Source organism: Erwinia papayae (assembly GCF_058241465.1).
Map to the genome: position 1 here is coordinate 955,553 of NZ_JBZCHT010000009.1, position 24,668 is coordinate 980,220.

19 protein-coding genes and 1 pseudogene are annotated in these 24,668 nt (G+C 54.3%); 10 read left to right on the forward strand and 10 right to left on the reverse strand.

From position 1 onward, the window contains the following. Nucleotides 1-8 precede the first annotated feature (8 nt). The 7 genes from AC3RPL_RS09235 to oxdA form a co-directional block, all read right to left on the reverse strand. A complete protein-coding gene (locus AC3RPL_RS09235) occupies nucleotides 9-218 on the reverse strand; it encodes a CbtB domain-containing protein (protein WP_490739767.1) in 210 nt (69 codons plus the stop codon). Nucleotides 219-249: 31 nt separating this feature from the next. Further along, nucleotides 250-684 carry a nitrile hydratase accessory protein gene (locus AC3RPL_RS09240; RefSeq protein WP_490739768.1) on the reverse strand — a complete coding sequence of 145 codons (435 nt, stop codon included), beginning with the start codon at nucleotides 682-684 and terminating at the stop codon, nucleotides 250-252. Continuing rightward, nucleotides 681-1,340: a nitrile hydratase subunit beta gene (gene nthB / locus AC3RPL_RS09245; protein WP_490739769.1), complete on the reverse strand. Its 660-nt coding sequence runs from the start codon at nucleotides 1,338-1,340 to the stop codon at nucleotides 681-683. The genes AC3RPL_RS09240 and nthB overlap by 4 nt, the downstream gene beginning before the upstream one ends. 30 nt (nucleotides 1,341-1,370) lie before the next feature. After that, nucleotides 1,371-1,994 carry a nitrile hydratase subunit alpha gene (nthA, locus tag AC3RPL_RS09250; RefSeq protein WP_490739770.1) on the reverse strand — a complete coding sequence of 208 codons (624 nt, stop codon included), beginning with the start codon at nucleotides 1,992-1,994 and terminating at the stop codon, nucleotides 1,371-1,373. Between the two features lie 38 nt (nucleotides 1,995-2,032). Continuing rightward, nucleotides 2,033-3,547, reverse strand: coding sequence for an amidase (locus AC3RPL_RS09255; protein ID WP_490739771.1), 1,515 nt, complete (start codon nucleotides 3,545-3,547; stop codon nucleotides 2,033-2,035). A gap of 106 nt (nucleotides 3,548-3,653) precedes the next feature. Then, a complete protein-coding gene (locus tag AC3RPL_RS09260) occupies nucleotides 3,654-4,523 on the reverse strand; it encodes a transporter (protein WP_490739772.1) in 870 nt (289 codons plus the stop codon). A 30-nt stretch (nucleotides 4,524-4,553) separates the two neighbouring features. Beyond that, a complete protein-coding gene (gene oxdA / locus AC3RPL_RS09265; protein WP_490739773.1) occupies nucleotides 4,554-5,600 on the reverse strand; it encodes an aliphatic aldoxime dehydratase in 1,047 nt (348 codons plus the stop codon). 311 nt (nucleotides 5,601-5,911) lie between these two features. Here oxdA and AC3RPL_RS09270 point away from each other — a divergent pair, with 311 nt between their 5' ends. Continuing rightward, entirely contained in the window at nucleotides 5,912-6,886 is a 975-nt protein-coding gene (locus AC3RPL_RS09270) for a helix-turn-helix domain-containing protein (protein ID WP_490739774.1), read from the forward strand. A gap of 101 nt (nucleotides 6,887-6,987) precedes the next feature. On the opposite strand, the gene folC is transcribed toward AC3RPL_RS09270, so the two are convergent. Beyond that, nucleotides 6,988-8,265, reverse strand: coding sequence for a bifunctional tetrahydrofolate synthase/dihydrofolate synthase (folC, locus tag AC3RPL_RS09275; RefSeq protein WP_490739775.1), 1,278 nt, complete (start codon nucleotides 8,263-8,265; stop codon nucleotides 6,988-6,990). A gap of 1,200 nt (nucleotides 8,266-9,465) precedes the next feature. Here folC and AC3RPL_RS09280 point away from each other — a divergent pair. Further along, nucleotides 9,466-9,618, forward strand: a pseudogene (locus tag AC3RPL_RS09280) (PTS fructose transporter subunit IIC); the annotation flags it as partial. A 627-nt stretch (nucleotides 9,619-10,245) separates the two neighbouring features. On the opposite strand, the gene AC3RPL_RS09285 reads toward AC3RPL_RS09280, so the two are convergent. After that, on the reverse strand, nucleotides 10,246-10,632 hold the full coding sequence (locus AC3RPL_RS09285; RefSeq protein ID WP_490739776.1) for a hypothetical protein: 387 nt from the start codon (nucleotides 10,630-10,632) through the stop codon (nucleotides 10,246-10,248). 426 nt (nucleotides 10,633-11,058) lie between these two features. On the opposite strand from AC3RPL_RS09285, the gene AC3RPL_RS09290 reads away from it, so the two are divergent. Beyond that, complete coding sequence (locus tag AC3RPL_RS09290) at nucleotides 11,059-13,371, forward strand: FdhF/YdeP family oxidoreductase (protein WP_490739777.1); 2,313 nt, start codon at nucleotides 11,059-11,061, stop codon at nucleotides 13,369-13,371. A gap of 222 nt (nucleotides 13,372-13,593) precedes the next feature. Beyond that, nucleotides 13,594-15,525: an exoribonuclease II gene (locus tag AC3RPL_RS09295; RefSeq protein WP_490739778.1), complete on the forward strand. Its 1,932-nt coding sequence runs from the start codon at nucleotides 13,594-13,596 to the stop codon at nucleotides 15,523-15,525. 102 nt (nucleotides 15,526-15,627) lie between these two features. Here AC3RPL_RS09295 and AC3RPL_RS09300 read toward each other — a convergent pair whose 3' ends face one another. Beyond that, complete coding sequence (locus AC3RPL_RS09300; RefSeq protein WP_490739779.1) at nucleotides 15,628-16,329, reverse strand: L-ribulose-5-phosphate 4-epimerase; 702 nt, start codon at nucleotides 16,327-16,329, stop codon at nucleotides 15,628-15,630. Nucleotides 16,330-16,641: 312 nt separating this feature from the next. Here AC3RPL_RS09300 and osmB point away from each other — a divergent pair, with 312 nt between their 5' ends. The 6 genes from osmB to AC3RPL_RS09330 all read left to right on the forward strand — a co-directional run bounded on the left by osmB (nucleotide 16,642) and on the right by AC3RPL_RS09330 (nucleotide 24,226). Beyond that, entirely contained in the window at nucleotides 16,642-16,860 is a 219-nt protein-coding gene (gene osmB, locus AC3RPL_RS09305) for an osmotically-inducible lipoprotein OsmB (RefSeq protein WP_034934216.1), read from the forward strand. Nucleotides 16,861-17,534: 674 nt separating this feature from the next. Then, nucleotides 17,535-17,954: a hypothetical protein gene (locus AC3RPL_RS09310; RefSeq protein WP_490739780.1), complete on the forward strand. Its 420-nt coding sequence runs from the start codon at nucleotides 17,535-17,537 to the stop codon at nucleotides 17,952-17,954. 74 nt (nucleotides 17,955-18,028) lie between these two features. Further along, nucleotides 18,029-18,364 carry a copper-binding protein gene (locus AC3RPL_RS09315; protein ID WP_490739781.1) on the forward strand — a complete coding sequence of 112 codons (336 nt, stop codon included), beginning with the start codon at nucleotides 18,029-18,031 and terminating at the stop codon, nucleotides 18,362-18,364. Between the two features lie 14 nt (nucleotides 18,365-18,378). Next, nucleotides 18,379-19,632 carry a TolC family protein gene (locus AC3RPL_RS09320; protein ID WP_490739782.1) on the forward strand — a complete coding sequence of 418 codons (1,254 nt, stop codon included), beginning with the start codon at nucleotides 18,379-18,381 and terminating at the stop codon, nucleotides 19,630-19,632. After that, nucleotides 19,629-21,110, forward strand: coding sequence for an efflux RND transporter periplasmic adaptor subunit (locus AC3RPL_RS09325; protein WP_490739783.1), 1,482 nt, complete (start codon nucleotides 19,629-19,631; stop codon nucleotides 21,108-21,110). The genes AC3RPL_RS09320 and AC3RPL_RS09325 overlap by 4 nt, the downstream gene beginning before the upstream one ends. Beyond that, entirely contained in the window at nucleotides 21,107-24,226 is a 3,120-nt protein-coding gene (locus tag AC3RPL_RS09330) for an efflux RND transporter permease subunit (RefSeq protein WP_490739784.1), read from the forward strand. Before AC3RPL_RS09325 ends, AC3RPL_RS09330 begins: the two co-directional genes overlap by 4 nt. Nucleotides 24,227-24,668: the final 442 nt, after the last annotated feature.

Consider the following 24,668-nt stretch of genomic DNA (forward strand, 5'->3'; position numbering starts at 1 on the left):
TGTGATCCTCAGTGGCAGGGAAATCCCAGCAGATGCCGGGCATCATGGAAATACTCATGCACCTGATTGCCGGAAAACAGCGCGGTTGCGCCCTGCTCTGCGCCAATAAAATAGACTGACAGCAACACCATCAGCACAATAAAGGTCGCCCAGGGCAACACGGCAGTTACGGGGATCGGTGCGGGTTGTAAAACAATTTCACTGGCGGTACGTTCCATTTTTTTTCCTCTGTAAGCAGAAAGTGACATCTCAGGCGCTGCGGCTGACTAAGGCCGGACTGACAGCCACCGGCTGGCGTAGCGTCGGATGGTGATGGGCGTGTTCAGGTGCGCACTCTGCACTGCTCAGCATCACCGGCATACCATGTGGGGTATGCAGGTAAGCCTGTCGCCACTGCTCCGTGCGTCGGACGATCTCATCCTGCCCGGTCAGTTGCAGTTTCAGCAGCATCTTCTCCGCTGCCGCTGCCCACTGCCGGTAATAAGCATCGTTAACACTTTCCCCCGCCAACAGCGGGGCTGTGGTGATCTCTTCGCTGAACATCGCCACCCAGCTCTTCCAGCTGAAGTGTCCGGCACGATGCAGATGAACGATCAGCGAAAATATCTGGGCCTGCCAGGGATGCTCAAAAGGCGCGCCCTCTTGTTCGGGGCTGGCATAAGGTGTCTCAGTCTCTCTGTTCATGGTGCCTCCAGATAGTCGTCCCACAGATCGATACGTACGGTGTCTTTTGGCGGCGCGTTATCGCCCCACAGTTCACGGGCGCTGAAGCTGACGCTGTAAACATGCTGCGGATGATCGCCTTTGCCATGCGCCACCGTGTCCGGGGTAATAAACACCCCGTGATCAAGCTCAACGGTGCCGGTTTTGCCACGAATATAGCGCGGCAGACGGGTATGCCCGCAGGGATTGATGTTTTTTGCCCTGACCCGGTCGCCAGCCTGAAAACGCCCGGCTACCTGCGCATCAACACGGGCGGATGCGCCGGTGGTGACCACCGCCTGAACCATCTCCTGTTTCAGCACCGGCGTTTCTGCCGGAGCAGGCTGCGCTTTTACCGCCCCGGACAGCTCCCCGGCGGTGATCACTCCGCGTTCAAGCAGCAGGGTTTCAAAGGCATGCATCCAGTGCTGGTAGTAACTTTCTTCCAGGTAGTGTGCCGGGTCCATGCGCTCAATGGCGTGGCGAAACATATCCACATTGAAATGGCCGCCAACATACAGCGAGGCAAACAGCGAAAAGGCGCGCCATTCCCACTCGTAATGAAAAGGCGGCTCGTTTTCTTCCGTTATCACCGGCCCCATGCCGTGCATACCGCCCAGATCGTGTATCCCGTTCATCAGAACCTCCAGAATTGCGTCAAAAAGACGTTATTGCGGCTCACCCGCAGGCTGACGCGGCACGCCGGTGCCGATCATCGCATCACGGGTGACCAGCTCCGCCAGTTGATCCTCACTCCAGCCTTCAGTGGCTGCCGGTCTTTGCGGCAGGACCAGATAACGCAGCTCTGCGCTGCTGTCCCACACGCGGATTTCCGTCTCTTCGCTGATGTTCAGGCCAAATTCAGCCAGCACGCTGCGTGGCTCAATAACAATCCGTGAGCGGTAGGGTGCAGATTTGTACCAGGCTGGCGGCAGCCCCAGCGTCGGCCACGGATAGCAGGAGCACAGCGTACAGACGGTGACGTTGTGGACCTGCGCGGTGTTTTCCACCACCATCATGTCTTCCCCCTGCACGCCGGAAAATCCCAGCTCAGCAATGGCACGGGTGCCATCGGCCAGCAGACGCGCTTTGTACTGCGGATCAGACCAGGCTTTTGCCACCACCCTGGCACCATTACGTGGACCAATGCGGTGTTCGTAGGTATCGATTAACTCATCCAGCGCCGCCGGATCCACCAGGCCCTTTTCCGTCAGCAGAGACTCCAGCGCCTTGACGCGCAGCGCGATTTCTTCAGGTGGTTCGGTATGCTCATGGTCGTGGTCTTGTGACATGGGGTTCTCCGTTAAGGTTGTGATATGCCTGACGGCTGTTACATCAGCTTCCAGTCACCACTGGCTTCGAAGGCGGCAGCAGCCTGATAGAGAGTGCTTTCGTCGTAGTGACGGCCAATCAGCATCATGCCCACCGGCAGACCCTCGACCAGACCACAGGGAACCGACATCGCCGGGTGTCCGGTCACGTCGAGCGCCGCCGTATTGCCAATCAAGCCGAAGGCGCAGGAGATGGTTTCGGTTAATGAGCAGCCGGGTTCCGGCAGCTTGCGGGCGGTGAAGGGCACGGTCGGCATCACCAGCAGATCGAAATCGCCCAGCGCGCGGTCGTAGTCGGCGCGGGCACGGCGCGCGATATTCTGCGCTTTGGCATAATAGCGTCCGTTGTAGTGACTCAGACCGAACTGGCCGATTAACATGCAGATTTTCAGCGAAGCAGAAAGACTGTCTGCACTCTGACGCCAGCCCGCGTGGCGATCCAACAAATCAAGGTCATACAGCCCTTCCCAGTTAAACCCCATGCCGTTGCCGTGCATCATCTGCATGGTCAGCCCTTCGCAGCCGATCGGCGACCAGAGGGCCGCAGCCAGCTGATGACCCGGCACTGAAACTTCGCGGCTGACAGCGCCGAGGCTTTCCAGCCGGGCAATGGCCTGACGCACTTTTTCTGCCACGCCATCGGTCAGTGCCGGTAAGGCAAACCCTTCGGTCACCACGCCAATTTTCAGTCCGCTGACGCCTTTCTCCAGCGCATCGCTGTAGCTACCGCGGTGACCGCCATACTGGCGCGGATCAAGGCCATCTTCTCCGGCCATCACTTCCAGCATCAGGGCGTTATCCCTGACGTTCGCCGTGATCGGCCCGGCGTGATCAAGCGTGGCCTCAATCGGCATGATACCGGTATAGGGCACCAGTCCGTGGGTGGGTTTCATGCCATAAGTGCCGCAGAAAGCAGAGGGAATGCGGATGGATCCCCCCTGATCGCAGCCCACCGCCAGATCCACCTCGCCCGCCGCCACCAGTGCCGCACTGCCGGATGATGAACCGCCGGCGCTGTAACCCTGTCGCCACGGATTATGTACCGGTGCCGGATCGGAAGTATGGCTACCGCCAGAGAGACAGAAATGTTCGCAGGTGGCTTTGCCGCTGATGGTTGCTCCGGCATCCAGCAGGCGGGTGACCACCGTGGCATCAAAGGCGGGAATATGCCCTTCCAGCGAGCTGGCCCCGTTCATCATGGGGACACCGGCCAGCGCGATGTTGTCCTTCAGCGCGACGGTTTTTCCCGCCAGCTTGCCTGTGGCGGCACCCGTCACTTCTGTTTTGTAATACCAGGCATTCAGGCGGTTTTCTTCGCCGTCTGGCCGCCTGCCCGGACCACGTTGCCAGTGCACGGGCGGGATCTCATCCTCTGCCTGATCGACAAGGTCATAGGCATCGAAATTGGGCTGCATCAGCGCGAGATATTCCGCCGCCTCGCTTTCTGAGATATGCAGATGGAGCTGACGGGCAAGCTGCTGTAACTGAGCAATATCGGGACGTTCAATAGCCATAACGGTTCCTTACAGAAAAACGACGTGGTTCATGGAGTGAAAATAACCTGCCGACGGCGCGGCTGCCTGGCTGAGCCGGACAACTACCTGGCCTGCCAGGACAGCATCAGAACACCCTGGCGTAACGAAGATTGAGTCGGAAATCCTCTGCTGCGCCGTTTTCCACCCGCAAGTCGCGGCCCAGCTGGATCTGCACCTGGTCGCGAGGGGTGACAAATTTGGTGGCGGTAAGTCGGACATTGCTGGTGCGGACATCCCCGCTCTGCCGGTTGCTATCCAGCGTGCTACTGCCTCCCCAGCTCTGTCCGACTCCCGCGCCCAGCGACAGGGTCGGATCCGGCATATAGCGGCCCATCAGCTGCGCGGTCCAGGCATTGTCCTGCTGAAGGCGGCCCGAGCCGGGACCATAATCGTTATTGTCGCCGTACCAGATGGCGTCACCGACCATCTCCAGCGCCCACTTCTCACTGAGCGATTTCACCCAGGCGGCTTGCAGGTCAACCTTCCAGCGGTTCTCACCGAGATTCAGCGCCTGGTTGTGGTCATAGCTACCGGTGGGAAGAGAGAGATAAGGCGCAAACCCAAACAGATCGCCGCTGGCGTTGAGCCGTATTTTTAACGGTACGGTGAGGATCAGGTCCCCGGTGCCGCTGGCCGATCCGAGCGCGTCGGCGTTGCCACCACTGGCGAGATGACCAAAGGGCAGCAGGAACTGCGGGTCGAGTGTGGCGGTATCGTTTATCTGCACGGTATGCAGCAGACGCAACATGCCGATATCCGAGTTGATCCGGTAATCCGTGCCGACTTTTTTACCCTCAGCCCAGGCAGAGCCGGTTGAGGCGTGTTGATAGTAAAGCAGGCCAACGGTGGTACCATCCGGAAACTGGCTGTAGTCCCCTGGCGCAACTTCTACCGCCCGGACGGACACGCTACACAGCAACATGGCAGGCAGGAAAAAACGTAATCCTTGCATCATGGCGGACCCCAAAAGATAAGAATGGAAAAATTAACGAACCGCGTCGCGCATCATCCCGGTGGTGGGATGGCAGTTGATGTATTCGAAGGTCTGGAATCGGGCATCCGAGACGGATACCTCATGGTAGAGCCGCAGCTTTTGCAGCCCGGTCACCACCCGAAAGAAGGTGGTAAAAATGCGCAGATGCGTGGGGTGTGATTCAGCCCAGCGCTCAAGTCTGTCCAGCGAACGCCAGAAGCCCAGATCGTAAGCGATATCCAGCAGATTGCCGTCAATATCGACGTTGCGCACAAAGCGGTTGCTGTAACAACCCAGCGCCTGCCCCTCATCGCGCAGAAAATCCATACCCGCCTGCAACGGCGGCAGCATTTCGCTGAAATAGAGTGCGCGTTCCTGCTCGTCGGCCTCTGCCCAGTCCTGTCCGGAACGGATCAGGGTGATATTGTCATGGCCCTGCACCACCACCCTACCGCCTGCCGCCGGATCGCCGGAGATAATGCGTAACTCACCGTCAGGCTGAAGCCAGTCATGTTGTGAGGCCGGAATGCGATCGCGAACCGATCCCCAGTAACCGTGCTCCTGGATTTCACCACTGATACTGTCCATCACCGTCCCGACGCCGGGCAGATCCTTCTGGAAGGCATACAGCGTCTCTAACTGATCGGCCCTGGGAGCAATGATTTCGCGGAACCAGCCGATGCCGTCGGACAGCCGCTGCTCAGCAGACCACCAGCGGTCAATTTCCGGCTGACGCACCCAGCGGCACCAGGCGGCCGGATCGCGCCAGTAGCCCATCACGATAAAATTCCCGTAGCCCTGATTATCAGTATGAAAGGTCATATCGTAGTGGCCGGGCCCCTCCCCGATGCGGAAAGAGGCAACAATGTGTTGCATCCCCGCCAGCGCTTTTGCACGATCGGCCTCGCGAAACTGAACACCCATACAGGCCATCACCACCTGGGTCAGATCTTCACCGGCACGCCCTGCAAACATCGGAAAGGGCGGCTGGTAGTCGTCGTGCACCCGACGGGAAAGCGTACGGGGACATTGCAGATGTTTATCAATTGCTGATTCCATAGAAACTCCCTGGTGTGCCATCGCGGCGATAAGTGAATACACCAGTGATACTAAGGAGAATCCCGCAGGATGCCTGGCCCAGCCGGACAACCGCCTGGCTGGCAAGGACAGTCGCCGCAGGCGGCAGAGAATAAAGCGCGCAGGTGATGACGCGGTGCATCGATGCCCGCCAACAGTGCATGATTTATCGTTACCGGTGAAAAAAATCGCCCTTAGTGCCCGGATCCGGACGCATGGCGAGTCTGGCGTAAATATTGCTTTCAGTCTGAAACAACCCTTTCCGACAGGCAGTATGACTGTGAGGTGACGCCGTGAATTCTGATTCCGCTTCCCGTGATATTTGTTACTCCACTGCAAACATCTCCCTCCCTCACCGCTTCGAATACTGGAATGACGTGGTGCTGCGGCACTGTATTCCGTCTGACGGTAAACCGCCTGCTCAGGGGCATTTCGAAGGGGAACTGGCGGTGCGGGAAGTGGGACTGGTGGATATCTGTTCGCTCAGCTCAACCCTGCATCACTGGGAGCGAAAAGCGCAGCATTTACGAATGGGGCCGGAAGATGATCTCTGGTTGGGTTACATTCAGGATGGCTTCGGAGAGTTAGAACAGGGAGGACGCAAAGCCTGCCTCGCCGCCACAAATCTGGTGCTTTACGATGCCGCACAGACCTTTCGCTTCAGTATCGGCGGCAGAAATAACCATCTGATCCGCATCCCCAGACATCTGCTGGCTGGCAAAGTATCCGGTGCGGAAACCTTAACCGCCACGGTACTGGATGATGCCAGGCCGGGCGTCATCCCGCTGCGCCAGATGATTGGCCAGGCTGTCCAGTCACCGTTGATGATCGCTCAACCAGACCTGGCGAGACGCTATTCGCAAACGTTGTTGGATCTGCTGATCCTCAGCCTGGAGATGCAGAGCGCGGATGGACAGCCGGGCAGCGCCGATCTCTATGCCAGAATGCGCAATTACATCAGTCGCAATCTCAGCAATCCGCAGCTGAATGTGGAAAATATCGCCCTCGCCCATTATGTCTCCGTGCGCACTGTCACCCGCACCTTTGCCCGCCATCAGTTGACTCCGGCGGCGGTTATCTGGCAGGAGCGACTGACAGCCAGCCGGGATGCGCTGGCTGATGGCAAGGCAGCCAGCGTTTCTCAGGTTGCGCTGGACTATGGTTTTTCTGATTTTTCGCACTTCAGCCATGCCTTTCGCAAAGCATTTGGCGTCACCCCGAATTCACTGATTACCTCCCGCCGCAAGGTAACGGTGGCCTGCCGGTGATGCCGTTGCAGACAGACCACCAGTCGCACCCGGATAGCAGAATTTGATGCCATTACGGTGAGATCCATCAGTAAACGCACAGGCTCGGGGCAGTAAAATCGCTATTGATAAAAGGATTTCAGCCCGTCTAATATCGGTGCTACGCAGAAAAACGAACCACAAACCACAATCACGTCATCAGCTTTAGCTTCGCGCCTTGCGGCTTCCCAGCCTGCTAAAACATCGGGGAATTTTTGTGCCTGCGGTAAAAATTGCGCCACATCTTCAGGGTCAGTACTTCTCGGTCCAGCCTGAATACCACAGCAATACCAAATATCAGATAAACCGCTTAAATGCCCGACGGTACTCTTGATATCTTTATTCTTAAGCATACCGATAACAAAGCGATACTGACCTTTGATTGGGAATTGTCGTAACCTTTGAGCCAAATAAGCCGCAGCGTGCGGATTATGCGCAACGTCCAAAATAACTGTGGGATTGTTGCCCAGTATCTGGAAACGACCAGGCAAAGTGGCATGAAGAATCGCTTTTTCCAGCGCGGAAAAAGTGAAATTCAAACCACTCACGCGCAACGCCGCAATCGCCGTCGCCACATTTTCCAGTGGCATTTTCGGTACGGGTAATTGGGCCAGTTCACCGGAGGTGTCACTAAATGTCCACTGATTATCCTGAACATTGATATACCAGTTAACTTCACGCTGATGTGTTATAGCACCAGTTTGCTGCGCATAAGCCAGCAACGAAGCAGGGGCTACGGCCTGTCCAACCACCGCAGGTTTGCCTGTCCGGAAGATGCCAGCCTTAATTTCACCAATTGCCTCGGTGTCTTTGCCCAGCCAGTCTTCGTGATCCAGAGCGACGTTAGTGATAACCGAAACATCCGGTTCAATAATATTAGTCGCATCATCGCGCCCGCCCATGCCGACTTCAATGCCGACTTCAATAATGACCACATCCACCTGTGCCTGCTTCATCAACCAGAATGCGCCCAATGTATTAAATTCGAAGGGTGTAAGCGTCGTATCCTTACGAGCCTGATTGATAGCATCGAAAGCAGCAATATGGTCGGCATCGGCCAGTTCATTGCCATTGATGCGAACGGTTTCAGTATAATTAATCATATGCGGGGAACTGAAAACTCCGACCTTGTAGTAAGAAAGCTGTAACGTTTTTTCAAGCATATGGCAGGTCGTGCCTTTTCCGTTAGTGCCGCCGACCAGGAAAATAAATGGGGCTGGTTTTAAAACACCGAGCGTCTTCGCCACCGTCTTAATTCTTGTAAGGCTCATATCTATATCCTGGGAATGCAGGCTATCAATGTAAGAAAGCCATCTGTGTAAATCAGATGTCGCATCAGGAACGCTCAATTTTATACTCACGTATATTTTCCTCTAATACTGATTCATCAAGGTTAGTATTTACTTGCAGCGGTGTTATTAAAAATTTAATGCATGATATCTTTACATTCAGCAATGTCTCAGGAGGTTTTCTCACAAAGTGTATCTGCCGGTTTCTCCAGCCGCCGCATGCCTGCGCAAATGAAAAGAAGGTTTTTGCATGTTCTTTCTCATCGAATGGCTGGATAGCTCAGATACAAAGCTTTGTTAGTGTTATTCCATCAATGCCATCATTTTACAGATATTATGAACCGCTCCGGATAAGAGAAGGCCTGCCAGCATCTAAGAAAAGCAAGGATCGACGACTCCTGCTTCGTTGTAAAGGGAATTATTCAGGCTACTTTGCGGCTTCAGTCGATAAACCATGAAAAGGATGTAGCCACGCCTGCAACCATCATAATCAGAGCAAGCAATGATCTTTTGAAAATAAGTTTCACAAGGAGTACCTCATATTAAAAAAATAAGTGGCCGGTTTTCTGCCGCAGTTCGGCAAGATTAATCTTAAAAATAAATTTATTTCCTGTTTAAATCCGCACCATTCTGGCGTGCGCATTCCGCTATCATGTCGGTATTAAATTTTGTTGACGAGAAAGCGGCTTTTCTATTAAAGGCTCAGACAGTTTTTTGAACCTGTAATTAAAACCGCCTCCATAAAGACAATTTTTCTGGCTGGCTGATAACGCTTATCCGCACCGGGTCATCAGCAGGCGCGTTATCAGATATGTGTACCGATGGAGAGACAGCCAGACAAAGCAAACGCCGCTGTGGTCATCAGAAAAATGAAGAGTGGCTTCATCATTGTTTTCCTGTTTCAGAAGAGTGAGACGCATCCGGACAACACCACTGTTGCCGCGAGGATGCACAGACCGAACGAGAGTTTTGACATCATGTTAACTGACCTCATAAGTGAACCGTACTGTACAGTTTACATTTAAAGATCAGCTTGTCAATCAGCCGAACAATATATTTGCGGTTAGTCTGGTATCGAAAATTCATGGAAGCGGTGAAACCGTCGCGATCAGTGTCATCCCCCCACCCTGATTTCCACGCCACTTTTCTGATACAGTAAACCTTCGGACATATGGGCTGAGTCCCTTCAGGATTGGTGTCGTCCGCGAGAATGGTGATGAAAATCAGGCCTGTCGGGAGGGGAAATATATTGATATTGTCCTGACATATTCGATTGTTCCCTTTAATGCATCCATTATCAGTTGCCTGATCGTGATCTCCATCATTGGTATGTTTACTGATGTACTGACATCGTTCCTGCGAAATATGGGCACTTCATCCAATCTGGTCTCAGGTGCTGTTATTGGCGTTTTATATATTGTTGATTCTAATGATATCGTTCGGGGTGTTTTTGCTGCTGCAATCGGTGGCACCTGTGGTAGTGCAATCACCACAGGGAAACCAGACAATGGCAACCTGACCGAAAATCATCTACACGATCGCTGGTATTGATCTGCATGCAATCTTTCACCCTCACCGAACTTTAAGGGGTATTAACTGAACCTTTAATCACACATGCCTGACCTTTCGCCCGGGAACAGAAAGGCAGGGAAACTGTAGATAAAATGACAAATTAAATGGATTTCATATTCAGATCCTTTCTTATTAATGAGACAGAAAGTTAAATTTGTTCAAAATATCATATTGCAAAAAAGTGCAGAAACAGGTGCGTTATGAAATTAAGACTGTGATATTTTTTTGAAGAGTCTTCAGAAGAGTTCTGTATCTTTTAAATCATGAATTTTGGCGTGGCGAACGTATTCATACTTAATTGCTTATCTGACTTTATGGAGCCAGACTGTTACTAATCTGTAAGCCTGCGCCACTTATTAAGCAGCTGACAGGCCCGATGATGTACAGAAAAAAAGATCAACTCTTTGTCATCCCTGAAACGGAGATGTGTTGTCACCCTCTCCATCCATAATAAGCGTTATTTTACGAACGCTCAGTAACTTATCTTATCCAGTTAGTTACAATTCCATTTTTGTCAAACCAAATCATTAAAGAGTTAGTGTCTTTTGTATTATTGCTGCTGGCAACATTTGCAGCAGTAGATGCTCCGGATATTGGGATGAGAGATGCTGCGGCGCCTAAAAGGTCATAGCCGCTGTCAACCGGGTAGTACCAGCTTTCCGAACCATCCGACTTGATACTGATTCGGCCGGAAGCGGGCGTCCCAAAATCTCTGCGAACATCTGATTTAGTTGTTTTACCTACAGTTATATGTTGTGAGATGTATTCCCGATTGAGTTTATCTGAATTACCACCGACAGACATTCCTCCGCTGGAACATCCGGCTAGCATAAGCGTTAAAATGATTAAAATGACCCTGTTGTTCATAAAATCCCCAGAAATTAACTGACACATCCAGTAATATATACAATGTAAAGAATAAGTAAACGCCCTTTTTACACAATTAAAAACTAAACTTTTTTAGTTTATTATCCTATTGAAATAATTGACTTTTTTTCAAAAATATGATAGTGGTTACAATTTCAAAAACTGTAATGAATATGGCATTTTTGTGAATATTTGCATCCAGCCACATACGTCATTTCACGAATACTGCTTTTGACCTGTCGTGATTCCGGCGTTTTCTGGTGTTATTAAGGAATCGCATGTATTGGACGTCCCCGTGATAAACCGCACCTATCGCATGATTAAAGCTATCAATTAGACAATTTTTTCCACTCACCTCACACTTCCCTGTAAATCAGAAATAGACTGCTAACATTAAATAAACATATTCATAACCTGCGAAGCACTATGAAATTCAAAACAGCTATTAAGCCTTACCGGGCCGCTGCGGGCGGCTGGGGCTCTCTTGAAGCGACCACCCGCTTCGTCTTCGACAGCAAACAAGTTCTGAAAAATATGCGCAACCTGATGCGTATGAATAAGGCCAGAGGCTTTGACTGCCCCGGCTGCGCCTGGGGTGACGACAATAAAAGTACCTTCAGTTTTTGTGAGAACGGCGCAAAGGCCGTGACCTGGGAAGCGACCCGCCGTTATGTTGATGCTGGTTTTTTGGCCAGCTACAGCGTCAGCGCGCTCTCTCAGCAGAGTGATTATTTTCTGGAATATCAGGGGCGGCTGACCGAGCCGCTGCGTTATAACCGGGAAACCGACCATTATGAACCCATCAGCTGGGACGACGCTTTTAAACTGATCGCCCGCCATATTAAGGCGATGGATAACCCGCATCAGATGGAGCTGTACACTTCCGGCCGCGCCAGTAATGAAGCGTCATGGCTTTATCAGCTGTTTGGCCGGATGCATGGCAGTAACAATTTTCCTGACTGCTCCAACATGTGCCATGAAGCCAGCGGCACCGGCCTGAAAGAGAGTATTGGCGTGGGCAAAGGGACCATCCGTCTGGATGATTTTGATCACGCCGACGCCATTTTTGTCTTCGGTCAGAACCCCGGAACCAACCACCCCAGAATGCTACACAGCCTGCGCCATGCCGCCGATCACGGTGCAAAAATTGTTACCTTCAATACGCTGCGTGAGCGCGGACTTGAGCGTTTTGCCGATCCACAAAAACCACTGGAAGTGGTGACCAGTAAAGCCGGCACCATCAGCTCCACCTATTATCAGCCTAACCTCGGCGGGGATATGGCAGCGGTGCGGGGTATGGTCAAAGCGCTGGCGGAAACCCACGCGGCACGACGGGCAAAAGGCGAACCGGGCCTGTTCGACGAAGCGTTCATCCGCACCCATACCGAAGGCGTGGCGGCCTGGCTTGAACAGGTTGCCGCCACGGAGTGGCAGCAGATAACCCAACAATCCGGCCTGAGCGAGCAGCAGTTGCGCGAAGCGGCAGCGTTATATCAGAGTGCGGAACGGGTGATCTGCACCTGGGCGATGGGCATTACCCAGCACAAACACTCCGTCGATACGGTGCGTGAAATCGTCAACCTGCAACTGCTGTTTGGGCAACTGGGCAAAAAAGGGGCGGGGCTTTGTCCCGTCCGTGGGCACAGTAATGTGCAGGGTAACCGCACGATGGGGATTGATGAGAAACCTTCCGCTGCCTTTCTCGACAGCCTTGCCCGCCACTTCAATTTCGAACCACCGCGAGAAGCGGGTCATAACACCGTTGAAGCGCTGGAGGCCATGCTGCGTGACGAGGTCAAAGTCCTGATCGCGCTGGGCGGCAATCTTGCCGCCGCCGCACCGGACAGCCCCCGCACCGAGGAAGCATTGCGCCGCTGTGATCTGACCGTGCAGATCAGCACCAAACTGAATCGCAGCCACCTCTGCCCCGGCAAAAAGGATGCACTGATCCTGCCGACGCTGGGTCGTACCGAACAGGACATCCAGGCCAGCGGCCCACAGTTTATTACCGTCGAGGACTCATTCAGCATGGTCCATGCCTCTGAAGGCGTCGGTAAGCCGGTGGCGGACACTCAGCGCTCGGAAACGGCGATTGTTGCCGGCATTGCCGATGCGGTTCTCAGTGGGGAAAAAGTGGACTGGCTGGCGCTGGCGGCGGATTACAACAAGATCCGCGATCACATTGCCGCCACCATCCCCGGATTCAGCGATTTCAACGCCCGTTGTGATATCAAAGGGGGCTTTTATCTCGGCAACGCAGCGGCCGAATTCCGTTTTAATACCCGCAATAATAAAGCGCAGTTCAGTGCTGCCCGCCTGCCGGACTCCCTGTTTCCGCAGTTAGGCGAGGATGTCACGGTGCCCTTCACCCTGCAAACCCTGCGCTCTCACGATCAGTACAACACCACCATTTACGGACTGGCCGACCGTTATCGCGGCGTTTACGGCCAGCGTGAGGTGCTGTTTATTAATGCGCAGGATATGGAAAGTCTCGGCTTTACCGCCGGGGATGATGTGGATATCGAAACGCTGTGGAATGACGGCATTACCCGCAAAGTCTCAGGTTTCCGACTGGTGCCTTACAACATTCCCTGCGGCAATCTGGCCGCCTACTACCCGGAGACCAATCCGCTGGTTCCGCTCTCCAGCTTCGGTGATGGCAGCGGAACGCCAACCTCAAAATCAATCCCGGTCAAAATTACCCTTTCAGCGGTTAAATCTGACCTGCGTATTGCCTGACCCCGAAACGGCGCGATAATCCAGGCCGGACGGCCCCGGCCTGGACAAATGGCTTCCCGGGAGAACGAGCGACATCATTCAGAAAAGAGTGGCGTTGATCGCTGTCATATTCCCGTTTAATCACCGCGCGAAAGCCGCGATGCCCTGGCTTTTTACTTGCCGCGAGAGAGTTAATCGCGTAAAACTGTCTGCCGCTTACAGGCCACGAAAACTATTGAGATTATGTTCCAGGATAACCCGCTGCTCGCGCAGCTCAAAGAGAAACTCCACTCCCAGACGCCGCGTGTTGAGGGTGTGGTTAAAGGCACTGAAAAAGGCTTCGGCTTTCTGGAAGTCGACCCGCAGAAAAGCTACTTTATTCCCCCTCCTTTCATGAAGAAAGTGATGCATGGTGATCGGGTGATTGCCGTGCTGCAAACCGACAAGGACCGTGAAGTTGCCGATCCGGAAAAGCTGGTTGAACCTTTCCTCAGCCGCTTTGTGGGACGTGTGCAGAAGAAAGACGATCGTCTGTCGATTGTTCCTGACCATCCCCTGTTGAAAGATGCCATCCAGTGCCGTGCCGATCGCCATGTGAAGCATGATTTCCAGGACGGTGACTGGGCGGTGGCTGAGATGCGTCGTCATCCGCTGAAAGGCGATCGCACTTTTTACGCCGAACTGACCGCGTTTATCACTACCGGTGATGACCATCTTGCTCCGTGGTGGGTCACCCTCTCCCGCCATAACCTGGAGCGTGAAGCCCCTGAAGGCGTGGCCGGTGAAATGCTTGACGAGAAGCTGACGCGTGAAGATCTGACCGCGCTGACTTTTGTCACCATTGACAGCGCCAGTACCGAAGATATGGATGATGCGCTGTATGTGGAAGAGACGCCGGAAGGTGCGCTGGCGCTGACCATCGCGATTGCCGATCCCACCGCCTGGGTCGCCGCCGACAGTGAGCTGGATCGTATTGCCGCTCAGCGCGCCTTCACCAACTACCTGCCAGGCTTCAATATTCCGATGCTGCCCCGTCAGCTGTCTGACGACGTCTGCTCGCTGCGCCCACATGAGCGCCGCCCGGTGCTGGCCTGTCGCGTCAGCGTGAGCGCTGATGGCGCGCTGGGTGAACCGCATTTCTTCGCGGCCTGGATTGAGTCAAAAGCTAAACTGGTTTACGACAACGTTTCAGACTGGCTGGAAAACAGCGGGGAATGGCAGCCAGAAAGTGAGGCCATTGCCGGTCAGATTCGCCTGCTGCACCGTCTGTGCCTGGCCCGCGCCGAATGGAGCCAGACCCACGCGCTGGTCTTTAAAGACCGTCCCGACTTCCGTTTCGTGCTGGGTGAAAAGGGTGAAGTGCTGGATATCATCGCAGAGCACCGACGTATTGCTAACCGTATCGTTGAAGAGGCGATGATCACGGCGAATATCTGCGCAGCCACGGTGTTGCGCGACACGCTGGGCTTTGGCATCTACAACATCCATCCGGGCTTTGATGCAGCCAGTGCCGAGCAGGCCGCTGCGGTGCTGGAAAATCATGGTGTTAAAGTCGATCCGCTGGCGATTGCCACGCTGGAGGGCTTCCGTAAACTGCGTCGTGAGCTGGATTCGCAGCCGACACAGTTCCTCGACAGCCGTATTCGCCGCTTCCAGTCGTTTGCGGAGATCGGTATTGATCCGGGTCCACACTTTGGCCTGGGTCTGGAAGCCTACGCCACCTGGACATCTCCTATCCGTAAATACGGCGATATGATTAACCATCGCCTGCTGAAAGCGCTGGTACGTGGAGAACAGGCTGCCCGTCCGCAGGATGAGGTCACCGTGAGGATGAGCGAACGCCGTCGTCTGAACCGGATGGCTGAGCGTGATGTCGGTGACTGGCTCTATTCCCGCTTTCTGCAAAAAGCCGCCGGAACCGACCAGCGCTTTGGCGCAGAGATTATTGATGTCTCACGGGGCGTAATGCGCGTGCGTCTGACCGCCAACGGCGCGGTAGCCTTTATCCCTGCCCCGTTTATCCACGCCGTGCGGGATGAGCTGGTATGCAGTCAGGAAAACGGCAGCGTGCAAATCAAAGGCGAGGTTGTTTATCGGGTGACTGACCTGATTGAGGTTACCATTGCGGAAGTCCGTATGGAAACCCGCAGCATCGTGGCGCGTCCGTCAGCGTAAGGCGTTACCAGGCGGGATAACCGTTGTTATCCCGCCCTTTCCACCCTGAATTTCCCTTCTGCGTTTTATCCCGGCTGGCAGATGTTTTTATTCGCTGAAAAACTATTTTTTCTGGCCGTACCAGGCATTACTGCCATGCTTACGCAGGTAATGGCAGTCAAGCAGCGGTTGAGCAATTGCCGGTAAATCAGGCGTCAGCTGCCGACTGAAAATCCCCATGTAAGCCACTTCTTCCAGTACCACCGCAGCATGCACCGCACTTTGCGGGGTTTTTCCCCAGCAGAACGGTCCATGTGAATTGACCAGAATAGCCGGGATCACGCCGGGGTCGAGATCTCTGTCACGAAAAGTCTCAATAATTACCTTGCCGGTCTGCCATTCATACGCCGACCCGATCTCTTCTGCCGTCATCTGCCGGCTACAGGGTATCGCACCATAAAAATCATCAGCATGAGTCGTTCCCCATACCGGAATATCCCGTCCGGCCTGCGCCCAGATAGTGGCATGGCGCGAATGGGTATGGACGATACTGCCCACGTCAGGCCAGGCGAGATAGAGTGCCCGGTGCGTTTCAGTGTCTGATGAGGGGCGCATCTCACCTTCGATAACCCTGCCGCTGTCCAGGTCAACCACCACCATATCTTCGGCTTTCATCACTTCGTAGCCGACACCGGAAGGCTTAATCACCATCAGGCCGCTGTCGCGATCCACAGCACTGACGTTGCCCCAGGTAAAGACCACCAGTCCATGTTTCGGCAGTGCGAGGTTCGCCTCCAGCACCTGTTGTTTCAGTTTTTCCAGCATTGTTTCTCTCTCCTGGCCATTTACTTCATTTTCCCCCGCACCGGCGATGCAGGGTATGGATGTAGTGGCTGGATGAAAGGCAGGTTTTGGCTGGAGACCTCAGAATTGTGGCGGGAATTAAGATTTTTTACCTGTCAGGTAAAACAGAACCACATACAATGTAAACAAGCCGAAAGAATGCGTTAAGCCATTGTGACTTTGTTACTTAGTGAGACGAGTCGCAATAATAATGCAGCACTGGCGGCCGGGTACGCAGAGTTCTCTCTATACTCAAAGAGAATTTCTGTAGCAGCAATGATGGAGAAGTGAAAAATGACAATAACTGCAAAACGTATTACCGCTGGCCTGCTGGCCGCAACCTTAGTGCTTTCCCTGAGCGCATGTTCACACTGGTCCAAACGCGACCGCAACACAGCTATCGGCGCAGGTGCCGGTGCCATCGGTGGCTCGATCCTGACTAACGGAAGTGGTCTGGGTACCGTCGGTGGTGCAGCCGTAGGCGGAATTATCGGACATCAGATCAGCCGTTAACGCTGAGTTAAAGATATCGCACAGCCGACAATTTCCCTCTCTGATACAGAGATTATTTTACCGATGGCCCCTTCAGGGGCCATATTTATTGCTAACACTGGAATACTAGCTGGTGACTGATACTGATCAGAAAAGCATATTCACTATCTTTTTAATAATGTCGCCAGACAATAATCAAATCGCAGATAAAATCTGCATACCAGGCAGGCTTTACCTCTTACACTGAAAATAACAACCATAATCAGTCTCAGTTCCCGAGTTTTTCCCGATAAATTTTTGTCACCTTTAATGGTTATTGAGCTGGCGATAAATGTTAATCAAACGGTAATTACCCCTGATAAGGCCATGCATGTAACCCACTGAATGATATGAAATACCTGCAAAAAACCAACCACCCCAATATTATTCCCTGAAAAAAGCAAAACACCGCCAGGCTGCGAGCACGCTTTTATTTCGGAAAAAAATCCTGACAGAGAAATAGAATGACTAAAAATCACCATATATCTATGCTGATAAAAATGTATAAATAAAAATTATCACAACTCAAAATGCATTGTTATTAGATTTTTGATTGTTTGTTAAATTATTTACCAACTGCCGTTCTCCATATTTTTCTGGCTATGTATTACATACCTGTGATTTAATCCGGCCATCCCATTTTGCAGGCTGATAATATGTTGCAGTTATTACGGACATTACTCAGAAAAGCCACACGCCGCAGATACCGTCTGCGGGTGGGGCTGACCGTTGCCTGCTGGATACTGCTGAATATGCAACTGGTGACAGGCAGCCACCACAGCTCCCCGCCACCGGCCAGCGAGGGGAAGAGGCATTACGCAGCGAGGATGAACCACTCACTGACGCAATCCTGTGTTGAAAACACCAGTCAGAAGCTGCTGTGCGAAAAGCACTGCCACCCGGACAGAGTGCAGCCATCGTCGACCACACCGTTACATCCTGATGCCGTTGCACTGGAAACCCTGCTGCTGATACCCGTCCGTAAGCCGGAACAGTACAGCACCCTCACAGCATGGCAGACCCCACCCGTAACCGGACCGCCAACTGAAATACGCTTCTGTCGTTTCAGAGAATAAAAAACCGTAATCAAAATCATCAGGTTATCGCCCCCGCGCGTGGGTTCCTTTTTATTTTTTACGGACAATTAATCATGCATATTCTCTTTAAACTTTTTGCCGTTGCCACTGTTGCCCTCCCCGCTTTTAACGTCGCTGCCGCCGATCACCACAAGGACTCACAGCCGTTATCTGCCCGTCACTCTGAGGCAGCCCCGGTGTTTGCCGCCAGCGGCACAATCAAAGTCTGGGGCGAGGATACGGTTTCGCTGGCACATCAACCGATCCCGCAACTGAACTGGCCTGCGATGACCATGCATTTTTCACTCGACGGCTATCAGGGGCAGAGATTTACCGCCGGGCAACAGGTGAATTTCACCTTCCGCCAGACCGACTCCGGCTACGCACTCATTTCCGTTACCGCGAAATAACCGTCGGAGTCAATATGCACATCTCACGTCATCAGGCAGCCTGCGGGCTGCCCCTTCTGCTGTTGCTGCTTGTCAAAAGCAGCCCGGCCACCACCCTCGACGAGGCCCTTATCGCCGCTGAGCACTACTCGGCCGAACTGTCAGCCAACCGCCATCAGCGTGATGCGCTGGAGAACCTGGCCGACTCCGCCCTGCAACTTCCCGATCCCAAAGTAAAGTTTGGCATTGAAAATGTGCCGGTGGCAGGAAACAACCACGGCAGGCTGACCCGTGATGCCATGACCATGCAGCGGATTGGCTTTATGCAGGAATATGTCAGCCTGACCCGGCGGGAGCGCAAAGCTGATTCCATCAGGGCCGACGCGCGCAGAACCGCCAGCAATGCCGCAGTGATCCGCGCCCGCCTGCAACGGGAGACTGCCCGGGCCTGGCTGGCACTGGCACTGGCAGAAAAAACGCTGAAATCAGTACAACACATCATCAGCGAAACCACCCGCCAGACAGGCGCGCAAATCGCCAGTGTGGCCAGCGGCAGCGCCAGTGCGGACAGCGTACTGGAGCTGAAACTGGCCCTCAACGCCATGAAAAATGAGGAAGATAACGCCCGCCGCGATGTTCAGCTGGCACAGGAAAAATTGTGGCAGCTGACCGGTGAAAAAATCTACAAAATCAGCGGCAGCCTGCCGCCGATAGGCCAGCTACCCGCCGATGAAACCACCCTGATGAATGCGGTTAAACAACATCCTGAGATCCTTCAGGCACGACGTGATGCCGATCTGGCGCAGGCAAAATCCGCGCAGTCAGCCGTGGCAGCCATTCCCAATGTTGGGGTGGAAGTCTACTACGCGCATCGTGCTGATCGTCTCGATGATATGGTCGGCATTATGTTCAGCGTGGATTTGCCGCTGTTGAAGGGCAGACGACAGGATAAGGACCACGCTGCCGACGTGTCACGTACTCATGAGGCGGGCGACAGGCTGACACAGTTAATCCGCGAGCATCAGTCTCAGGTTAACAGCCTGATTTTTGACTATAACGCGGCAAAATCACGCTACCAGCGGCAGCAGAATGACGTTCTGCCGTTATTGCAGCAGCGGATTGACCTGCTGAATGCGCAGTATCGTTCAGGCACCAGCACGCTGTCACAGCTACTGGTCGCCAGGCGGGCGTGGCTGGATGGGCAGATAGCCCGCGACAATGCTGAAAAAATCCTTGCAGATGCCTGGACGGCACTGCGCTACCTCGTACCACAGGATGTGATCCAATGAAACAGAAAGCCCGTCTTACTCTTTTCCTGTTGCTGCCACTGCTTGCCGGCGCGGCAGGCTTCTGGCTGGGCAGACAGCAGGAACACGGCACACCAGCCGCATCGCCACAGACTGTCACCGACCGGGAGCGTCAGATACTTTACTGGTATGACCCGATGAGCCCGGCCACCCTCTTTGACAAACCCGGAAAGTCGCCGTTTATGGATATGGATCTGGTGCCCCGCTATGCCAGTGAAACAAACAATGACGAGGGGGTGATCATCAGCGCCCGTCAGCAGCAGAATCTGGGGATACGCACGGCAAAAGTAACGCGACAGCCAGCAAAAATGCGCTTTTCCGCCTCGGGCACCATCGCCACCGACCAGCAACATATCGAGGTCATCCCGGCGTTAACCAGCGGCGTGGTGGAAAAACTCTATGTCAGCGCGCCGCAGCAGTGGGTAAAAAAAGGTCAGGCGCTGGCACAAATCTGGCATCCACAATGGGCAGCCGCTCAGCAGGAGTATCTGGCGGTTCGCCGACTGGGCGATGCCTCGTTGAGCGCCGCAGCCCGTCAGCGGCTGGCGCTTCAGTTTATCCCGCCAGATTTGATCCGCGAAGCAGAACGACGTGGTACACCACAGCTGAGGATTACCGTCCGCGCGCCTTATGATGGCTATATCAACCAGTTGGGTGTGCGGAAAGGTGCACAGGTTTCTGCCGGCCAGTCACTGTTTGAGCTGGCAACGCTCGATCCGGTATGGCTGGTGATTGATTATGTGGAAAATCAGGCCAGCCTGCTGAGCCGGGGAAGCAGCATAACGGCGACCAGCCTCAGCTGGCCCGGTCAACAATTCCACGGGCGGGTCAGTGAACTTCTGCCCGATCTCGCCAGCGCCACCCGCACCCTGCAAGCCAGAGTGGTGATGGAAAATCCACACCATCAGCTCAAACCGGGGATGTATCTCAGCGTCGGGCTGGCAGAGTCAACAGCCATGCCTGCGGTGTTAACCATTCCGGAAGAGGCGCTGATAGTCACCGGAAGCAGCAATCAGGTTCTGGTCAGCGAAGGTGAAGGCCACTTTCACCCGGTCACGGTTACCACCGGCCTCACCCAGGATGGCAGGGTGGAAATTCTCTCCGGTCTGGATGAAGGCACAGAGGTTGTCACTTCGGGTCAGTTCCTGATTGATTCAGAGGCCAGCCTGCGCAGCGCCCTGCCACAAATGAGCAGCGCCAGCGCATCGCCATCTTCCGCCACGCCGACTTACGCCACCCGGGGCGTGATTAAAGCGATCAACACCGATTCCATCACCATTGCGCACCAGCCGGTTGCTGAGCTGAACTGGACCGCGATGACCATGGATTTCATCATCGACAGCGGACAGAAACAGTCGCTGACAACAGGCCAGCAGGCGATGTTCAGCTTTACGCTGGGCGATGAGGGGGCACGGATAACCTCAATAATGCCGGTGCGCGACAACAGGGGGCAGCCATGACAGCCGCAATAATTCGCTGGTCATTACATAACCGGCTGCTGGTGCTGGTGGCGGCGCTGATCCTCGCCGTCTGGGGGATCTGGTCCGTTCAGCAAGCTCCGCTGGACGCGCTTCCGGATCTGTCCGATACCCAGGTGATCATCCGGGTGAATTACCCGGGCAAGGTTCCGCAAATTGTTGAAGACCAGCTGACCTGGCCGCTGACCACCACCATGCTGTCTGTACCGGGGGCGAAAACCGTTCGCGGCTATTCGATGTTTGGCGATGCCTATATTTATATCCTGTTTGCCGATGGCACCGATCCTTACTGGGCGCGCTCCCGCGTGCTGGAATATTTAAGTCAGGTGCAAAGCAGTCTGCCAGCCGAAGCAAAGACCTCGCTGGGGCCGGATGCGACCGGCGTCGGCTGGATTTATGAATATGTGCTGACCGACAAAAGTGGTCACTACAGCGCCGGCGATCTGCGGGCCATGCAGGACTGGATACTGAAATATGAGCTGAAAACGGTGCCTGATGTGGCGGACGTGGCCAGCACAGGCGGCATGATAAAAGCCTGGCAGGTGGTGCTGCTGCCGGAACGTATGCGGGCGCTGAATATCACCCACCAGATGGTGGTCGACGCCATCCGGCAGGCTAATCAGGAAGGCGGCGGCTCCGTCCTGGAGATGGGCGAATCAGAATACATGGTGCGTACCCGTGGCTATCTGCGCACCGTCAGCGACTTCAGCGAGGTGGTGATTGCATCACGCAATGGCATACCGGTCATGCTTTCCGACGTGGCCACCGTGCGTCGTGGCCCGACCATTCGTCGGGGCGTGGCAGAACTTAACGGTGAAGGCGAAGTGGCTGGCGGCATTATCATTATGCGCTCTGGTAAAAATGCCCTGACCACGATCAACGCCGTGAAAGCCCGCCTGGCAGAGGTGAAAAAAAGCCTGCCGGATGGCGTGGAGATCGTCCCGGTTTATGACCGCTCCACCCTGATTGAAAATACGGTGAAGACGCTGACCCATAAGCTGATTGAAGAGTTCATCGTGGTGGCCGTGGTCTGTTCACTGTTTCTGTTTCATTTTCGCAGTGCGCTGGTGGCAATGATCACCCTGCCGCTCGGCATCCTCGGCGCCTTTATCGTCATGCACTATCAGGGGGTGAGTGCCAATATGATGTCGCTTGGGGGGATCGCTATTGCCATTGGAGCGATGGTAGATGCGGCGATCGTCATGATTGAAAATATGCACAAAGTACTGGAGCAGTGGCGACATCAGCATCCTGACGGCCAGCCGGTTGACTACTGGCAGATTACCCGCCAGGCGGCAACGGAAGTCGGTCCGGCGCTGTTTTGCAGCCTGCTGATTATCACCCTGTCATTCATTCCGGTATTCACCCTGGAAGCTCAGGAGGGCCGGATGTTCTCCCCGCTGGCCTTCACCAAAACCTGTGCCATGGCTGTCTCGGCAGGACTGGGTATTACCCTGGTGCCGGTGCTGATGGGCTTGTTTATTCGCGGCACTATCCCGGACGAAAACGCCAGCCCGCTCAATCGCTGGCTGATCCGCCTTTACACGCCACTGCTCAATATGGTGCTGTTACGGCCCGGAATAACCCTGGCCACCGCCGCCCTGCTGCTGCTGGCTACACTGTGGCCACTGGCAAAACTGGGCAGCGAATTTCTGCCGCAGATTGATGAGGGAGATTTGCTGTATATGCCCTCCACTCTGCCGGGCATCTCCAGCCGGGAAGCGGCACGGCTGCTGCAACTGACCGATCGGCTAATCAAAACCGTCCCGGAGGTGAAAAGCGTATTCGGTAAGGCCGGACGCGCTGATACCGCCACCGATCCCGCCCCGCTGACCATGCTGGAAACCACCATTCAGTTCAGACCCAAAAGCGAATGGCGCGCCGGAATGACCATGAATAAGCTGATTGCGGAACTGGATGAGACGGTGAATGTGCCTGGCATTGCCAATATCTGGGTGCCGCCCGTCCGCAATCGTCTGGATATGCTCTCAACCGGGATTAAAAGCCCGGTGGGGATCAAGGTTAACGGCAGTAATCTGGCGCAGATCGAAAAAACCGCCGCTGAAATTGAGCAGATTGTCCGCCAGGTGCCGGGCGTTACCTCTGCGCTGGCTGAACATCTTGAGGGTGGACATTATGTTGAAATCAACATCAATCGCCAGCAGGCTGCACGTTACGGTGTCACCGTTGCTGAATTACAGTCAGTTATCGCCAGCGTGGTGGGCGGAGAAAATATTGCTGAAACCCTTGAGGGCCGTGAACGTTATCCCATTAACCTGCGCTATCCACGAGAGATACGCGATTCGCTGCAAAAATTGCGCGAGTTGCCGGTCATCACTGCGAGCGGTGCGCAGCTGACGCTGTCGGCGCTGGCAGATATCAGGGTGACCGACGGACCGCCAATGTTAAAGAGTGAAAATGGTCGCCTTTCGGCCTGGATATATGTTGATCTGCGCGACCGCGACCTGAAGTCAGCCGTACTGGCGATGCAGGAGGCGGTGAACCGTCAGCTGGTGCTTCCTCAGGGGATCTCCCTGAGTTGGTCCGGGCAGTACGAATACCTGCAACGCGCCAGCGCAAAGCTGAAAATTGTGCTGCCCTTCACCCTGGCGATCATTTTTCTTCTGCTCTGGCTGACCTTCAATCGGGTAAAAGATGCCCTGCTGATTATCGGCACCCTGCCTTTTTCCCTGATTGGCGGGATCTGGCTGCTGTGGCTGCTGGGCTACAATCTGTCCGTGGCTGCGGCGGTGGGTTTTATCGCGCTGGCGGGCGTCGCAGCCGAGTTTGGCGTGATCATGGTGCTCTATCTGAACCAGGCGATTGCCAGACGAAGTACGGAAAGCCAGCCGTTAATCACGGAAAGTCAGCTCCATGAGGCCATACATGAAGGCGCGGTGCTGCGGGTGCGACCAAAAGTGATGACCGTCGCCACGATTATAGCGGGTCTGCTTCCCATCATGTGGGGCAGCGGAGCAGGCTCTGAGGTGATGCAGCGGATCGCCGCGCCGATGATTGGCGGCATGATCACCGCCCCACTGCTTTCGATGCTGGTTATCCCGGCCATCTATCTGCTTATCCACCGTAATGCGAAATAAGGAAGAAGGGCTGGCTGGCAAGCCAGCCCCTGCCGGTTTTTCATCAGGCCACAGCCATCGCGACAACCCGGCGCTTCACTGATTACGGACGGCCCTCGTAGCCATCACGCCAGCTTGCAACGACAGCCTCAGTCATAATTTGCCGTTCTCTGACAGAATTCTCCTCACTGTAGCTTTTACCGGCAAAAAAACCAGGTCATCTCTGACACGGTCAGACAGTCCGGCGCGCTGAACTCTGTCAGGTGCTGTGCGGCCTGATCCGCATTAATTATTGATAGTTAACAGGAAATGAAAAAATCACCGCCTGCTGAATTTTCCATATCGTGCCACTGAGCGTGGCGCGCACAGGCTGGTCATCATCAGCCGTGCTAAATTTCTTATGCCCGCTGCCGGATGGGCACAGCTGAGCCACTCACTGGCTGGCATTACCCTTAACCCAGGA

Bases quoted from the DNA above. Each gene is read 5' to 3' on its own strand.
- AC3RPL_RS09290 (WP_490739777.1), top strand. From the start codon at position 11,059: ATGAAATTCAAAACAGCTATTAAGCCTTACCGGGCCGCTGCGGGCGGC.
- AC3RPL_RS09240 (WP_490739768.1), bottom strand. From the start codon at position 684: ATGAACAGAGAGACTGAGACACCTTATGCCAGCCCCGAACAAGAGGGC.
- AC3RPL_RS09325 (WP_490739783.1), top strand. From the start codon at position 19,629: ATGAAACAGAAAGCCCGTCTTACTCTTTTCCTGTTGCTGCCACTGCTT.
- nthB (WP_490739769.1), bottom strand. From the start codon at position 1,340: ATGAACGGGATACACGATCTGGGCGGTATGCACGGCATGGGGCCGGTG.
- AC3RPL_RS09260 (WP_490739772.1), bottom strand. From the start codon at position 4,523: ATGATGCAAGGATTACGTTTTTTCCTGCCTGCCATGTTGCTGTGTAGC.
- osmB (WP_034934216.1), top strand. From the start codon at position 16,642: ATGACAATAACTGCAAAACGTATTACCGCTGGCCTGCTGGCCGCAACC.
- AC3RPL_RS09330 (WP_490739784.1), top strand. From the start codon at position 21,107: ATGACAGCCGCAATAATTCGCTGGTCATTACATAACCGGCTGCTGGTG.
- AC3RPL_RS09255 (WP_490739771.1), bottom strand. From the start codon at position 3,547: ATGGCTATTGAACGTCCCGATATTGCTCAGTTACAGCAGCTTGCCCGT.
- nthA (WP_490739770.1), bottom strand. From the start codon at position 1,994: ATGTCACAAGACCACGACCATGAGCATACCGAACCACCTGAAGAAATC.
- AC3RPL_RS09320 (WP_490739782.1), top strand. From the start codon at position 18,379: ATGCACATCTCACGTCATCAGGCAGCCTGCGGGCTGCCCCTTCTGCTG.
- AC3RPL_RS09315 (WP_490739781.1), top strand. From the start codon at position 18,029: ATGCATATTCTCTTTAAACTTTTTGCCGTTGCCACTGTTGCCCTCCCC.
- AC3RPL_RS09295 (WP_490739778.1), top strand. From the start codon at position 13,594: ATGTTCCAGGATAACCCGCTGCTCGCGCAGCTCAAAGAGAAACTCCAC.
- AC3RPL_RS09235 (WP_490739767.1), bottom strand. From the start codon at position 218: ATGGAACGTACCGCCAGTGAAATTGTTTTACAACCCGCACCGATCCCC.
- oxdA (WP_490739773.1), bottom strand. From the start codon at position 5,600: ATGGAATCAGCAATTGATAAACATCTGCAATGTCCCCGTACGCTTTCC.
- AC3RPL_RS09300 (WP_490739779.1), bottom strand. From the start codon at position 16,329: ATGCTGGAAAAACTGAAACAACAGGTGCTGGAGGCGAACCTCGCACTG.
- AC3RPL_RS09310 (WP_490739780.1), top strand. From the start codon at position 17,535: ATGTTGCAGTTATTACGGACATTACTCAGAAAAGCCACACGCCGCAGA.
- AC3RPL_RS09285 (WP_490739776.1), bottom strand. From the start codon at position 10,632: ATGAACAACAGGGTCATTTTAATCATTTTAACGCTTATGCTAGCCGGA.